Raw genomic sequence first — 14,427 nt, 5'->3', positions numbered from 1 at the left:
GGGGCGCGTGGGGATCAAGAGGCGGCACTGTGCGTGGGCGGCACCGCTGGCGCTCGCCCTGCTGGCGGCGACCGGCTGTGAGAGCACGCCGGACGCCCGGGCGAAGCCGACCGCTGTGCCGTCCACGTCCGTGGCCCGGGTGTGCGCCCAGCCCGCGGCCGGGCCGGCGAAGCCGCCGGCGGGCGCGGTGACGGTCGACCCCGCGGTCGCCGGTGACCTGGCCGCGAAGACCAAGAGCAGCCCTCGGAACACCACGTTCTGGCTTCGACCGGGCAAGCACAGGCTCGAGTCGGACCGCTACGCCCAGGTCATCCCCAAGGAGGGGGACCGCTACCTCGGTGCGCCGGGCGCGGTGCTCGACGGCCGGAAGAAGAACCAGTACGCGTTCGGCGGTACCGCCCGCGACGTCACCATCCGCTACCTGACCGTGCGGGGTTTCGTCGCGCCGCACGACGAGGGCGTGGTCAACCATGACTCGGCCGACGGGTGGGTGATCGAGCACACGACGATCCGGAACAACTCAGGTGCCGGGCTGATGGCCGGTGCCCGCCAGCGGGTCCGCGCCAGCTGCCTGCGCGACAACGGTCAGTACGGCATGAACGCGTACAAGGCCAAAGGCCGTATCAGCGGCCTGGTGGTCGAGGGCAACGAGATCGTGGGCAACAACACCGGCGACTGGGAGCGGCGGCGGGAGGGCTGCGGCTGCACCGGAGGCATCAAGTTCTGGGCCGTCGACGGCGCCGACATCCGCGGCAACTGGGTACACGACAACCGCGGAACAGGGTTGTGGGCGGACACCAACAACAACGACTTCCGCATCGAGAACAACGTGCTCGAGGCCAACGACGGTGCCGCGCTGATCTACGAGACCAGCTACAACGCGGTCATCCGGAAGAACACGATCCGGCGGAACAACTGGGTCGAGGGCCGCAGGTACGCCGACCGCGGCGACACCTTCCCGTATCCGACCATCTACCTGTCCGAGTCCGGCGGCGAACCACGGATCCGAGCCCGCACGGACAACATCGAGATCTACCGGAACGTGCTGGAGAACAACTGGTCGGGGATCACCCTGTGGGAAAACGCCGACCGGTTCTGCAACAGCCCGGCCAACACCTCCTCGGGTGACTGCACGTTACTGGTGAAGGACACCGGCCGCTGCGCACAGCCGGCGATCGCCACCGCACCGCTCTACGCCGACTGCCGGTGGAAGACCCAGCGGGTGGACATCCACAAGAACCGCTTCGTGCTGGACAGGTCCGTCGTCGACTGCACGGGGAAGTGCGACCGCATGGCGGTGCTGGCCAACTACGGCACCTATCCGGACTGGTCGCCGTACCAGGGTGAGCGGGTGGCCGAGGCGATCACCCGCAAGCAGCACAACCGCTGGCACGACAACGTCTACCTCGGACCATGGAAATTCGTCGCCCACGACCCGAGCCGGATACTCGACTCCTGGCAGTGGCAGGGCACGCCGTACCAGCAGGACGCGGGCAGCACCTTCCGTGCACGGGACGGTGGTTGAGATGAGCATCGACCACGCGTCGCGCACCTCGAAGATCGTCGGGACAGTCTGGGGGCTGCTGGTCCTCAATACGCTCGGCTCCGCCGGGGCGAAGACCATCATCCCGCTGCCCCGCTCCCTCATCCAGATGGTCACCATGGGTGCGCTGGTCGCCGCGTTCGCGCTGGCGCTCGCGGTCAATCTCCGGCTGCGCATCCGACCCGGCGCCTGCTTGTTCCTGCTCACCCTGCTGCTGGTGCCGAGCGTGATCTCCAGTGCGGACCTGGAGTCCGGGTTCGGTGCGCTGTTCCGCTGCGCCCGGCTGGCTCTCTTCGTCGGCACGCTGTGGCTGCTCAGCCGCTGGTGGGACGGCAGTCTGACCTTCGCCCGCTACCACATCCGGATGTACTTCGCGGTGCTCGGGTCGGTGGCCGCCGGACTGGTCGTCTCACCGGGCGCGGCCATGCCCGAGCTCTACGGCGGGCGGCTGGTCGGCGCGTTGTGGCCGCTCACCCCGCCGCAGATCGGACAGTACGCCGCGGTGATCATCGGGCTCACCGTGCTGCTCCTACTGGGCCGCCGGACCGACAAGGCAAGCGCCGCGGTGGTCATCGTGCCGTCACTCGTCCTGCTCGCGTTGACCCATACCCGGACGGCCACGCTCGGCCTGTTCATCGGGTTGGCCTTGGCGATCGGCTCGCTCATCCTGACCAGCGCCGCCGCCCGCCGGTTCTTCGCCTGGGCGGTGCTGTGCGCCGCGGTGGCCGCGGTGGCGTTCGCCTCCGCGCTGCAAGCGTGGTTCCTGCGCGGACAGAGCAAGGAGAACTTCTCCAATCTCACCGGCCGGGCCAAGGTCTGGGACGCCCTGCTGGCCGCGCCCCGGTCGGCCTCGGAGAAGTTGTTCGGCGTGGGCCTGGGCGACAAGTCGTTCGGCGGGTTGCCGATCGACAACAGCTGGCTGGCCGTTTACCACGAGCAGGGTCTGATCGGCGTCACCGTCGTCTCGGCGATCATCCTCGTGCTGGGCGGCGTCGCGTTGCTGCGGCCACCGTCGCTGCAGAGGGCCTGCGCGATCTTCCTGATCAGCTACTGCGCCATCGCCTCGTACACCGAGGCCGGTCTTGGCGACGCCTCGCCGTATCTGCTGCATCTGGCCCTGGCCGCCTCGCTGTTGGCGGCACCCGCCGCGGCGGCTCCCCCATCGACGCCCGAACTCCCCCGACGGCACATCCCTCGCTGGGCCCGTAGATCGGAGGTTCCTTGAGCATGCACGTCCTCGTGGTGCACAACCGCTACGCCTCGGCGCAACCGAGCGGGGAGAACAAGGTCGTCGACCAGGAGGTGGCGCTGCTGCGCGAGGCCGGCCACCGGGTCGGGGTGTTCGAGCGGCGCAGCGACGACGTCGCCGCCCGGTCCCTCCTCGGCAAGGCCGCGGTGCCGCTGCTGGTGCCGTGGAACCCGGCGGTCCGCGCGGAACTCGCCGCCCGGCTGCGCGCCGAGCGGCCGGACGTGGTGCACGTCCACAACGTCTTCCCGCTCCTGTCGCCCGCGGTGCTCGCCGCCTGCGCCGACGTCGGCGTGCCCGCCGTCGCCACGCTGCACAACTACACCCAGGTCTGCCCGCCCGGCACGCTGCAACGGGACGGCCGGCCGTGCACCGAGTGCGTCGGATCGGCGCCGGTGCCCGCCGTCCGGCACGGCTGCTACCGGAACTCCCGCCTTGCGACGGTGCCGCTCGCGGTCAGCCTGTCGGTCAACCGGCGGCGGTGGTGGTCCGGCGTGGAGCGGTTCTTCTGCATCTCCGCGGCGCAGCGCGACGTCCTGGTGCGGTCCGGCATGCCGGCCGAGCGGCTGACGGTGAAGCACAACTTCGTGCCGGAGCCGGGCACTTGCCGCGTAGGCGGCGGAGAACAGCTGCTCTATCTCGGCCGGCTCGCGGAGGCCAAGGGCGTGCGGCTGCTCATGGCCGCGTGGGACGAGATCGCGGCGAGCGGCGGTGTGGGCGTCCCGCTCGTGATCGCCGGCACGGGGCCACTGGAGCCAGAGGTGACCGCCTGGGCCACGGGCCGGGACGATGTGCGCTACGTCGGCCTGTTGGACCCGGCGGAGTGCCGGAAGGCCATCGCGCGCTCGGTCGCCGTGGTGGCTCCCTCGACGTGGCTGGAGGCGTTCGGCCTGGTGGTCGTGGAGGCGATGGCGGCCGGGGTCCCGACCGTCGCCGCCGGTCACGGCGCCTTCGTCGAACTCGTCGAGGACGGGGTGACCGGGCTGCTGCACCGGCCGGGCGAGTCCGCCTCGCTCGCGTCCGGCATCCGCCGGATCACGACCGAGTCGGCCCTGGGCCGGGAGCTGGGCCAGGCGGCCCGGCGCCGTTATGAGCAGGGTTTCAGCCCGGCCGTCGGGCTGGAGCGCCTGGTGGAGGGGTACCGCACCGCGATCGCGGGTCGGTCAGCACTGGCTCACGGCGGGGACACCCGCGCGAGCAGGGGGGATGGGGACAGTAGATGACACGATGCCGACTCTGCGGCTCGGAAGCGATGGCGAGCGTCGTCGACCTCGGGGCGACGCCACCATGTGAGAGCTTTCTCGCCGCGGACCAACTGGATCAACCGGAGCCGGCGTACCCGCTGCACCTGCGGGTCTGCACGGACTGCTGGCTGGCGCAGATCCCGCCGCTGATCACGCCGGAGGAGACGTTCAAGGAGTACGCGTACTTCTCCTCCTACTCGACCTCCTGGGTGGAGCACGCGCGCACCTTCGTCGCCGACGCCGTGCGGCGGCTTCCGCTCGGCCCCGACGCCTTCGTGGTCGAAGTGGCGAGCAACGACGGGTACTTGCTGAGGCATGTGGTGGACCGCGGGATCCGCTGCCTGGGCATCGAGCCGTCGGTGAACGTCGGCGCCGCGGCGCGCGAGGCGGGTGTGCCCACGCTCACGGAGTTCCTGGACCCGGCCACCGGCTCGGGCGTCCGCGCCGACCACGGCCCGGCGAACCTGGTCGTGGCCAACAACGTGTACGCGCACATCCCCGACGTGGTCGGGTTCACCCGAGGTCTGCGCGCCCTGGTCGCCGACGACGGCTGGGTCTCCATCGAGGTGCAGCACCTGCTGACCCTGATCGAGGAGAACCAGTACGACACGATCTACCACGAGCACTTCCAGTACTACACGGTCGCTTCCGCGATCCGGGCCCTCGCGAGTGGCGGACTCGCACTCGTGGACGTCGAGTTGCTGCCCACGCACGGCGGCTCCATCCGGCTGTGGGCCCGGCCCGCCGAAGTGGCCGGTGAGCCGACCAATGGGGTATCCCCTGCTCCGGGGGCCCCTCCCGGCCGAAGGCTGGGGGAGGAGCCGAGAGCTTGGGGAAGGGTGGCGGACGTGCTGGCCCGGGAGAAGGCCGCCGGGCTGGGGGAGTTGTCAGGGTACGCCGAGTTCTCCGCCCGGGTCGCCAAGGTACGCCGCGACCTCCTCAAGTTCCTCGTCGAGGCCGCCGAGCGCGGCGAGACGGTCGTCGGCTACGGCGCCCCGGGCAAGGGCAACACCCTGCTCAACCACTGTGGCATCCGGCCCGACCTGCTCGCGTACACGGTCGACCGCAACCCCTACAAGCACGGGAGGTTCACCCCGGGCACCCGCATCCCGATCCTGCCGCCCGATCGGATAGCCGCCGACCGGCCCGACTACGTCCTCGTCCTCCCGTGGAACCTGCGGGCCGAGCTGATCGAGCAACTTTCTTTCATCCACGAGTGGGGAGGCCGGCTGGTCTTCCCCATCCCGGAACTGAGCATTGTCGAGGTCGCGTCTTGAAAGAGGTCACAGCATGAAGGTCGTCCTGTTCTGCGGCGGTTACGGGATGCGCATGCGGAGCGGTGCCGCGGACGACGTGCCCAAGCCGATGGCGATGGTCGGGCCCAGGCCGCTGATCTGGCACGTCATGCGCTACTACGCGCACTTCGGGCACACGGAGTTCATCCTGTGCCTCGGGTACGGGGCCCACCACATCAAGAACTTCTTCCTCAACTACGAGGAGACGACGTCCAACGACTTCGTGCTGCGGGGCGGGCGGACCGAGCTGCTGTCCACCGACATAGCCCAGTGGACGATCACGTTCGCGCAGACCGGCATCGAGTCACCGATCGGGGAGCGGCTGCGCCGGGTGCGGCACCACCTGGACGGGGACGAGATGTTCCTCGCCAACTACGCCGACGTGCTCACCGACGCCCCGCTGCCGGAGATGATCGAGAACTTCGACCGGCGTGACGCCGGTGCCTCGATGATGGTGGTGCCGCCGCAGTCGTCGTTCCACTGCGTGGACCTGGGCGAGGACGGCCTGGTGGGGGGCATCACCGCGGTGAGCGACATGCCGCTGTGGGAGAACGGCGGCTACTTCGTGCTCCGCCAGGAGGTCTTCGACCACATACCGGAGAACGGGGACCTGGTCGCCGACGGATGCGCCCAACTGGCCAAGCGGGGACGGCTGGTGGCGCATCGGCACCGCGGCTTCTGGAAGCCGACCGACACGGTGAAGGAGCGGGCCGCGCTCGACTCCGCCTACGCCCGGGGCGAGCGCCCGTGGGCCGTGTGGGAGCGCGACGGGGCGGGGGTGAGCGCGTGATCCGGCTCGGGGCCGGGCGCCTGGACCGGATCGTCGCGGTGGGCGCGCACTGCGACGACATCGCCATCGGCGCCGGCGGCACGCTCCTGACGCTGTGCGGCGCGCGGCCGGGCATCCGCGTCGACGCGCTGGTGCTCTCCGGCGGCGGCACCGACCGGGAGCAGGAGGAGCAGGCCGCACTCGCCGCCTTCTGCCCGGGCGCCGACCTGCGGCTGACCGTGCTCAAGCTGCCGGACGGGCGGATGCCCGCGCACTGGGAGGAGGCCAAGGCCGCGGTCGAGGAGCTGCGCGCGCGGACCGAGCCGGACCTGGTCCTCGCCCCGCGTACCGATGACTTGCACCAGGACCACCGCGGCCTGGCGCGGCTGCTGCCCACCGCGTTCCGCGACCACCTCGTGCTCGGCTACGAGATCGTCAAGTGGGACGGCGATCTCGGCCGTCCGGCGGCGTACCAGCCGCTGTCGCCGGAGATCGCCGAACAGAAGGTGCGGCTGCTGCAGGAGCACTACCCCTCGCAGCGGCACCGGCCCTGGTACGACCGGGAGGCCTTCCTGGGCCTTGCCCGGATCCGCGGCATCGAATGCCACGCCCGCTATGCCGAGGCGTTCGCCGTCACCAAACTCACGCTCGAGCTGGGGGACTGAAACGTGCGCGTACTGCTGACCGGACACCAGGGCTATCTGGGCACCGTGATGGCCCCGGTCCTCAGCTCCGCCGGACACGAGGTCGTCGGCCTCGACGCCGGCCTGTTCGCCGACTGCGTGCTGGGCGAGCCGCCCGCGGACCCGCCGGGGCACCGGGTGGACCTGCGCGACATCACGGCCGAACACGTGGCCGGGGTGGACGCCGTGATCCACCTGGCCGCGCTCTCCAACGACCCGCTGGGCTCGCTCGCGCCGCAGCTCACCTACGACATCAACCACCACGCGTCGGTACGGCTCGCCCGGCTGGCCAAAGACGCCGGAGTGCGGCGCTTCCTGTACGCGTCGACCTGCTCGGTCTACGGCGCGTCAGGGGGTGACGACCTGGTGACCGAGGACGCCCCGCTGCGCCCGGTGACGCCGTACGCGGAGTCCAAGGTGCGGGTGGAGGACGATCTGCACGCGTTGGCCGACGACGACTTCGGCCCGGTGTTCATGCGCAACGCCACCGCCTTCGGCTACTCACCCCGGCTGCGCGCCGACATCGTGCTGAACAACCTGGTGGGCCACGCGCTCCTGTCCGGCGAGGTCCTTGTGCTCTCCGACGGCACCCCGTGGCGCCCACTGGTGCACGCCGCCGACATCGCACGGGCCTTCGCGGCCGCGCTGACCGCGCCGCGGGAAGCGGTGCACGACCGGGCGTTCAACATCGGCAGTGAGACCAACAACGTCACGGTCGCCGAGATCGCCGCGCAGGTCGCCGAGGCGGTGTCCGGCGCGAAGGTGGTGATCACCGGGGAGACCGGTGCCGATCCGCGGTCGTACCGGGTGGACTTCTCCCGGTTCCGCGCCGCGATACCCGGCTTCGACTGCGAGTGGACGGTGAAGCAGGGCGCGCTCGAACTCGCCGACGCCTACCGGAAGCACGGGCTGACCCGGGAGGACTTCGAGCAGCGCTTCACCCGCCTCGCCGTGCTGCGCGCGGCGTCCGACGCCGGCACCGTCGACGACACCCTCCGGTGGCGCCGGTGACCGAGGTGAGCGAGGAGATGTACACGCTGGTGGAGCGGATGTACCCGCTGTGCCGGAGCATCACCGGCGACGGTGTGCGCGCCACCCTGGACATCGTCGGGGAGTACATCCCGCTGCAGGTGCACGAAGTGCCGACCGGGACGCAGGTGCTCGACTGGACGGTGCCGCAGGAGTGGAACATCCGGGACGCGTACATCGCCGACACCGCCGGCCGCCGGGTCGTCGACTTCGCCGCGTCCAGCCTGCACGTGCTCGGCTACAGCGTGCCGGTGTCGAAGACCATGCCGCTGGCCGAGCTCCGCGCGCACCTGCACACGCTGCCGGACCACCCGACCTGGGTGCCGTACCGCACCAGTTACTACCGGCCGGAATGGGGGTTCTGCCTGGCCCAGGAGACCCTGGACGCGCTGCCGGACGGCGAGTACGAGGTCCGCATCGACTCCACACTCGAAGACGGCCACCTCACCTACGCCGAGCATGTGGTCCCCGGGCAGGTCCCCGACGAGGTGATCGTCTCCTGCCACGTCTGCCACCCGTCGCTGGCCAACGACAACCTGGCCGGCATCGCGGTGGCGACGTTCCTGGCCCGGGCGCTGGCGCGGGAAACGCCGTACCACACCTACCGGTTCATCTACGCGCCCGGCACCATCGGGGCGATCACCTGGCTGGCCCGCAACGCGGAGCGGGTGGAGCGCGTCAAGCACGGGCTGGTGCTGGCCTGCGCCGGCGACCCGGGCCGGCTGACGTACAAGCGGAGCAGGCGCGGCGACGCCGAGATCGACCGGGTGCTGGGGCATGTGCTGGCCGCCTCCGAACGGCCGCACCACATCACCGAGTTCACTCCGTACGGCTACGACGAGCGGCAATACTGCTCGCCCGGGTTCAATCTCGGCGTGGGCTCGCTCACCCGGACTCCGTACGCCGGCTACCCCGAGTACCACACCTCGGCGGACAACCTGGACTTCGTCTCCCCGGAGGCGATGGCGGACACCCTCGCGGTCTGCCGCGAGGCGTTCGCCGTCCTCGACCGCAACCGGCGGTACCTCAACCTCAGCCCCTACGGCGAACCGCAACTGGGCCGGCGCGGGTTGTACGACGCGCTCGGCGGCCGCAGCGACACCAAACAGGCCCAGATGGCCATGCTCTGGGTGCTCAACCTCTCCGACGGCGAGCACAGTCTGCTGGACGTCGCCGAGCGGTCCGGGCTCCCGTTCGACACCGTCGCCGACGCGGCCGGCGCTCTGCACGGCGCCGGACTGATCAAGGCATGAGGCCGATGACCACCGAGGGGGAGAATCCGCGGAAAGCGGCCCCACCGGCCCGGTCCGCCAAGCGGGCCCTCGTCGGCCGGCTGTCCTGGGGACTGGCCGACCAGGCGGCCTCCAGCGTGAGCAACTTCGTGGTGGGCATCTATGTGGCCCGCTCGCTGGGGGTGACCGCGTTCGGCGTGTTCAGCCTGGCCTGGGTGACCTACGGCGTGGTGCTCAACGTCTCCCGCGGCCTTGCCACCGACCCGCTCGTGGTGCGCTTCAGCGGCGTGTCGGACGCGTCCTGGCGCGGGGCGGTGGCCCGGTCGACGGGTACCGCACTCGGCGTCGGTGCGGCCATCGGCGCGGTGTGTCTGGTGGCCGGGCTCGGCCTCGGCGGCCGCGTGGGGCCCGCGTTCGCCGCCCTTGGCGTCATGTTGCCGGGGCTGCTGCTCCAGGACGCCTGGCGGTTCGCGTTCTTCGCCGCCGGCACCGGGCGGAAGGCGTTCGTCAACGACGTCGTGTGGGGTGTCGCGCTCGTCCCGGCCATGGTGGTGGCGGCCCGTGTGGGCAGCGTGGCCGCCTATCTGCTCGCCTGGGGCGCGTCCGCCACGGTGGCCGCGGGGTACGGCTACCTGCAGTCCGGCATCCGGCCCCGGCTGACCGACGCGCGCGGCTGGCTTCGCGAGCAGCGCGATCTCGGCTACCGGTACCTGGTCGAGAACGTCAGCCTCAGCGGCGCCGGCCAGGTGCGGGCGTACGGGCTCGGCGTGATCGTCGGGGTCGGCGCGGTGGGTACGGTGCGGGGCGCCGAGCTCCTGCTCGGCCCGTTCCTGGCGGTGCTCATGGGGCTTTCGCTGGTCACCGTCCCGGAGGCGGCACGGGTGCTGCGGCAGGCCCCGCATCGACTGGGCAGGTTCTGCTTCCTCCTCGGCGGGGGGCAGGCCGCCGGAGCGCTGTTCTGGGGCTCGGCGCTGCTGCTGATGCCGGGCCGGCTCGGCGAGCTGGTGCTCGGCGGCGTCTGGCACTCCTCCTCGCAGCTCATCGTGCAGATCACCCTCAGTGTCGCGGGAGCGGGCCTCGGCACCGGCGCGGCGGCCGGGCTGCGCGCGCTCGGCGCGGCCCGGCGCAGCCTGCGCTGCCAGCTGTTCGCCTCCGCCTGCTATGTCGGCGGCGGGCTCGGCGGGGCGGCCGTCGCCGGCACGGCCGGATCGGCCTGGGGCGTCGCCGCCGCGACCGTCAGCGGCTCGGCCGTGTGGTGGCTGCAGCTGCGGTCCGCCCTGCGCGAGCGCCACCACTCCCCCATCCCCGAAGTGAGGACCGCATGACCGACCGACCCAGGCTGAGCATCGGCCTGCCCGTGTACAACGGCGAGGAGTACCTCGCCGAGTCGCTCGACGCCCTGCTCGGCCAGACCTACGAGGACTTCGAGCTGGTCATCTCCGACAACGCCTCGACCGACGGGACCCAGGGCATCTGCCGCGAGTACGCTGCGCGGGACTCACGCATCCGGTACCTCCGGCTGCCCCGGAACATCGGCGCCACGCCGAACCACAACCGTGTGTTCGCCGAATGCCGCGGCGAGCTGTTCAAGTGGGCCTCGCACGACGACCTGTACGGCCGCGACCTGCTGCGGCGCTGCGTGGAGGCGCTGGACGAGCGGCCGGAGGTCATCCTCGCGCACGCCGACCAGGCGGTCATCGACGGCGACGGCCGGCTGAAGGTCCCCTATGAGTACACGCTCGCCACCGACTCGCCCCACCCGCCGGAGCGCTTCCGGAGTCTGCTGTTCGAGCCGGGTGGCGACGACTTCTACGGGGTGATGCGGGCCGACATGCTGCGCCGGGTGAAGCCGATGGACAGCTACCACCACGCGGACCGCACGTTCGTCGCCGAGATCACCCTGCACGGGCGCTTCCACCAGGTGCCGGAGCTGCTGTACTTCCGCCGCGACCACCCCACCCGCGCCGAGCGGGCGAACCCGTCCAAACGCTCCCGGTGCGTCAACCTGGACCCGCGCCGGGCGGGCCCGCTGCACCCGACACCCCGGCTGCTCGCCGAGTACATCTGGGGCTTCGCCTCGGCGATCCGGCGGGCGCCGTTGTCCCCGGCCGACCGGCGCGCGTGCTACCGCCACCTGACCGCGTGGATGACCAGCCGGGTCCGGCCGGGCACCGGCGAGCGGGTCGAGGACCGCGCCCCGGTCGACCCGGCCCTGCGCACGGTCTCCGTCGACGCCCTCGTCGCCGGCCGCGAGGGGAGGCAGGCATGACGTCCGCGGACGGAACTCCGGTGCGCGTCGGGCTGTTCGGCCTGCTCGGCTCCGGCAACCTCGGCAACGACGGTTCGCTGGAGGCCGTCCTCGGGTACCTCCGCGCCGAGCACCCGGAGGCGGTCGTGGACGCGCTGTGCGGCGGGCCCGAGTCCGTGACGACCCGGTTCCGGATCCCCGCGACACGGTTGCACTGGTACCGCGGGGAGTACCGGACCGCGTCCCGTGCGGGCGCGATCGCGGGGAAGGGCCTGGGCAAACTCGTCGACGTCTTCCGCACCGCCGCCTGGGTGCGTCGGCACGACGTGGTGATCGTGCCGGGCATGGGTGTCCTGGAGGCCACACTGCCGCTGCGGCCGTGGGGCTTCCCGTACTCGCTGTTCCTGCTCTGCGCGACCGGCCGGCTGCTGGGCACCCGGGTCGCGCTGGTCGGCGTCGGCGCCGCCGAGATCGGCAACCGGCCCACCCGGGCCCTGGTGCGCTGGTCGGCGCGGCTGGCCGCGTACCGCTCGTACCGGGATGCCCAGTCCCGTGACGCGATGCGGGCGATGGGCGTGGACACCGCGCGCGACGAGGTCTACCCGGACCTCGCGTTCGCCCTGCCGACGCCGCGGGTGAGCACGCCCACCGGCTCGCCGGGTCCCGTCTGCCTCGGTGTCATGGACTTCCACGGTGGCAACGACGACCGCGCTCGGGCCGATGAGATATACCGGCGCTACCTCGACGGGACGATCCGGTTCGTCCGTGCCCTGGTCGAGGAGGGCAGGCCGGTCCGGCTGCTCACCGGAGACGAGTGCGATGCGTCGGTGGTCACCGCGATCCTCGACGCGGTTGACTCATCGCTGGTCACCGCTGCCGAGCCGACCTCACTGGCCGACCTGATGAAGGAGATGGCGGCCGCCGACACCGTGGTGGCGGTCCGGTACCACAACCTGATCTGCGCGCTGAAGACCGGCACGCCGGTGCTCGCCCTCAGCTATGCGGCGAAGAGCGACGCGCTCATGGACCGGATGGGCCTCGGCGCGTACTGTCACCCGGCACGCGAGGTCGATGCCGACCGGCTGCTCGAACAGTTCCGGGACCTGGAGAAGCACGCGGCGGAGCTACGGCAGACCCTCACCGAGCGAAACCGGGTCGCCGCACAGCAACTCGCCCATCAATTCATTGCCTTGACCACGACCCTGTTCCCGGCGCCCGCCCACGCCCACGCCCACCAGGAGGCTCCATGAAAGCGATCGAAGTCCCGGCGATCACGGGTGCGTACCTGTTCGAGCCGACTCCGTACGCCGACGAACGCGGCTTCTTCTGCCGCACCTTCGACACCGACGTGGTCCGCTCGGTGGGCCTCGACCCGGACGCCTTCGTCCAGGACAGCCTGTCCCGCTCGGTCCGGGGCGTCCTGCGCGGCCTGCACCTGCGCTCCGGCGCCGGCGAGGCCAAGCTGGTGCGGTGCTCGTACGGGAAGATCTTCGACGTCGTCGTGGACCTGCGGCCGGACTCGCCGACGTACCTGGGCCGGGCCTTCTTCGAGCTGTCCGGCGAGACGCAGACGACCCTGTACATCCCGGCGGGGTGCGCGCACGGTTTCCAGGCGCTGACCGAAACCGCCGACACCTCCTACCGGATCGATCGCCCGCACGATCCGGCCGAGGACGTGACGATCGCCTTCGACGACCCGGAGCTCGCCATTCCCTGGCCGCTGCCGATCACATCCATGTCCCAGCGGGACCGGGAGGCGCCGAGCCTCGCCGAGGTCCTGAAGCACCGGGAAAGTTGAGGTCCCCGTGGACACCGAAGAGCTGCACCTGCCCCTGTCCCGGACGGCGAACGAACGGTTGCACGCCATGGTCCCCGGGGGCGCGCACACCTACGCCAAGGGCGACGACCAGTACCCCGAGGACCTGGCTCCGGTCATCAGCCACGGCCGCGGTGCCCACGTGTGGGACATCGACGGCAACCGCTACCTCGAGTACGGCTCCGGCCTGCGATCGGTCAGCCTCGGCCACGCCCACCCCCGCGTGACCGAGGCGGTGCGGCGGGAACTCGACCGCGGCAGCAACTTCGTCCGGCCGTCCATCGTGGAGGTCGAGGCCGCGGAACGCTTCCTGGCCACGGTGCCGACGGCCGAGATGGTGAAGTTCGCGAAGAACGGCTCCGACGCCACCACCGCCGCGGTGCGCCTCGCCCGCGCCACCACCGGGCGCCCGCGGGTGGCCATCTGCGCCGACCATCCGTTCTTCTCCGTCGACGACTGGTTCATCGGCACCACGCCGATGTCCGCCGGTGTTCCGGCGGCGACCAACGAGCTCACCGTGGCCTTCCCTTACGGGGACCTGGCCGCCACGGAGGAGCTGCTCACCCGGTACCAGGACGAGGTCGCCTGCCTGATCCTCGAACCCGCCACTCACACCGAGCCGCCGCCCGGATACCTCGCCGGACTGCGCGAACTGGCCGACCGGCACGGCTGCGTACTGATCTTCGATGAGATGATCACCGGCTTCCGCTGGTCCGAGGCGGGCGCCCAGGGCCTGTACGGCGTCGTCCCCGACCTCTCCACGTTCGGCAAGGCGCTGGGCAACGGATGCGCCGTCTCCGCGCTGGCCGGGCGCCGCGACCTGATGGAGCGGGGCGGACTGCGTCACTCCGGCGAGCGGGTGTTCCTGCTGTCCACCACGCATGGCGCGGAAACCCACTCCCTGGCAGCCGCGATGGCCGTGCAGACCACCTATGTCGAGGAGGACATCACCGCCCAACTGCACGCCATCGGCGAGCGGTTGGCCGCCGGTGTCCGGGAGGCCGCGGCCGCCATGGGCGTCGGCGACCACCTCGTCATCCGGGGCCGAGCCAGCAACCTGGTCTTCGCCACCCTCGACGAGAACCGGCAGCCGTCGCAGCAGTACCGCACCCTGTTCCTGCGCCGACTCCTCGCGGGCGGGGTGCTGGCCCCGTCGTTCGTGGTGAGCAGCGCGCTCGGCGACGCCGACATCGATCACACCGTCGAGGTGGTGGCCCGGGCGTGTGCGGTGTACCGGAAGGCACTGGAGGCCGCTGACCCCACCCCCTGGCTGGCCGGACGACCGGTGAAGCCCGTATTCCGCCGCCTGGTGTGACATGACG

Annotated in this window: 13 protein-coding genes; all 13 read left to right on the top strand. The window is 71.3% G+C overall.

The annotated features are described in order from the left end of the window. Positions 1-7: 7 nt before the first annotated feature. Genes BLV72_RS38225 through BLV72_RS38165 form a run of 13 tightly spaced genes read left to right on the top strand, consistent with a single transcriptional unit; the run spans position 8 to position 14,420 of the window. Positions 8-1,525, top strand: a complete 1,518-nt coding sequence (locus tag BLV72_RS38225) for a right-handed parallel beta-helix repeat-containing protein (protein ID WP_093468141.1) — start codon at positions 8-10, stop codon at positions 1,523-1,525. A gap of 1 nt (position 1,526) precedes the next feature. After that, complete coding sequence (locus tag BLV72_RS38220) at positions 1,527-2,768, top strand: hypothetical protein (RefSeq protein WP_093468140.1); 1,242 nt, start codon at positions 1,527-1,529, stop codon at positions 2,766-2,768. 2 nt (positions 2,769-2,770) lie between these two features. Further along, positions 2,771-4,012, top strand: a complete 1,242-nt coding sequence (locus BLV72_RS38215) for a glycosyltransferase (RefSeq protein ID WP_093468138.1) — start codon at positions 2,771-2,773, stop codon at positions 4,010-4,012. Further along, complete coding sequence (locus tag BLV72_RS38210) at positions 4,009-5,310, top strand: class I SAM-dependent methyltransferase (RefSeq protein WP_093468137.1); 1,302 nt, start codon at positions 4,009-4,011, stop codon at positions 5,308-5,310. The genes BLV72_RS38215 and BLV72_RS38210 overlap by 4 nt, the downstream gene beginning before the upstream one ends. 13 nt (positions 5,311-5,323) lie before the next feature. Then, on the top strand, positions 5,324-6,118 hold the full coding sequence (locus BLV72_RS38205) for a glycosyltransferase family protein (protein ID WP_093468135.1): 795 nt from the start codon (positions 5,324-5,326) through the stop codon (positions 6,116-6,118). Further along, a complete protein-coding gene (locus tag BLV72_RS38200; RefSeq protein WP_093470791.1) occupies positions 6,115-6,762 on the top strand; it encodes a PIG-L deacetylase family protein in 648 nt (215 codons plus the stop codon). The genes BLV72_RS38205 and BLV72_RS38200 overlap by 4 nt, the downstream gene beginning before the upstream one ends. A 3-nt stretch (positions 6,763-6,765) precedes the next feature. Further along, on the top strand, positions 6,766-7,791 hold the full coding sequence (locus tag BLV72_RS38195; RefSeq protein WP_093468134.1) for an NAD-dependent epimerase/dehydratase family protein: 1,026 nt from the start codon (positions 6,766-6,768) through the stop codon (positions 7,789-7,791). After that, complete coding sequence (locus tag BLV72_RS38190) at positions 7,779-9,062, top strand: DUF4910 domain-containing protein (protein WP_093468132.1); 1,284 nt, start codon at positions 7,779-7,781, stop codon at positions 9,060-9,062. The genes BLV72_RS38195 and BLV72_RS38190 overlap by 13 nt, the downstream gene beginning before the upstream one ends. A gap of 5 nt (positions 9,063-9,067) precedes the next feature. After that, the gene (locus tag BLV72_RS38185; protein ID WP_093468131.1) at positions 9,068-10,366 is read left to right on the top strand and encodes an MATE family efflux transporter; all 1,299 of its coding nucleotides are present in this window, start codon (positions 9,068-9,070) and stop codon (positions 10,364-10,366) included. Beyond that, positions 10,363-11,310, top strand: coding sequence for a glycosyltransferase family 2 protein (locus BLV72_RS38180; RefSeq protein WP_093468129.1), 948 nt, complete (start codon positions 10,363-10,365; stop codon positions 11,308-11,310). Before BLV72_RS38185 ends, BLV72_RS38180 begins: the two co-directional genes overlap by 4 nt. Then, the gene (locus BLV72_RS38175; RefSeq protein WP_093468128.1) at positions 11,307-12,539 is read left to right on the top strand and encodes a polysaccharide pyruvyl transferase family protein; all 1,233 of its coding nucleotides are present in this window, start codon (positions 11,307-11,309) and stop codon (positions 12,537-12,539) included. The genes BLV72_RS38180 and BLV72_RS38175 overlap by 4 nt, the downstream gene beginning before the upstream one ends. Continuing rightward, positions 12,536-13,087 (top strand): dTDP-4-dehydrorhamnose 3,5-epimerase family protein, encoded by a 552-nt coding sequence (locus BLV72_RS38170; RefSeq protein WP_093468126.1) that lies wholly within the window; start codon positions 12,536-12,538, stop codon positions 13,085-13,087. The genes BLV72_RS38175 and BLV72_RS38170 overlap by 4 nt, the downstream gene beginning before the upstream one ends. A gap of 7 nt (positions 13,088-13,094) precedes the next feature. Beyond that, entirely contained in the window at positions 13,095-14,420 is a 1,326-nt protein-coding gene (locus BLV72_RS38165) for a glutamate-1-semialdehyde 2,1-aminomutase (RefSeq protein ID WP_093468125.1), read from the top strand. Positions 14,421-14,427: the final 7 nt, after the last annotated feature.

Source organism: Streptomyces melanosporofaciens, from assembly GCF_900105695.1.
GTDB lineage: Bacteria > Actinomycetota > Actinomycetes > Streptomycetales > Streptomycetaceae > Streptomyces > Streptomyces antimycoticus.
Note: the sequence above shows the minus strand (reverse complement) of the source record. Positions and strands in the feature narration are given on the sequence as shown.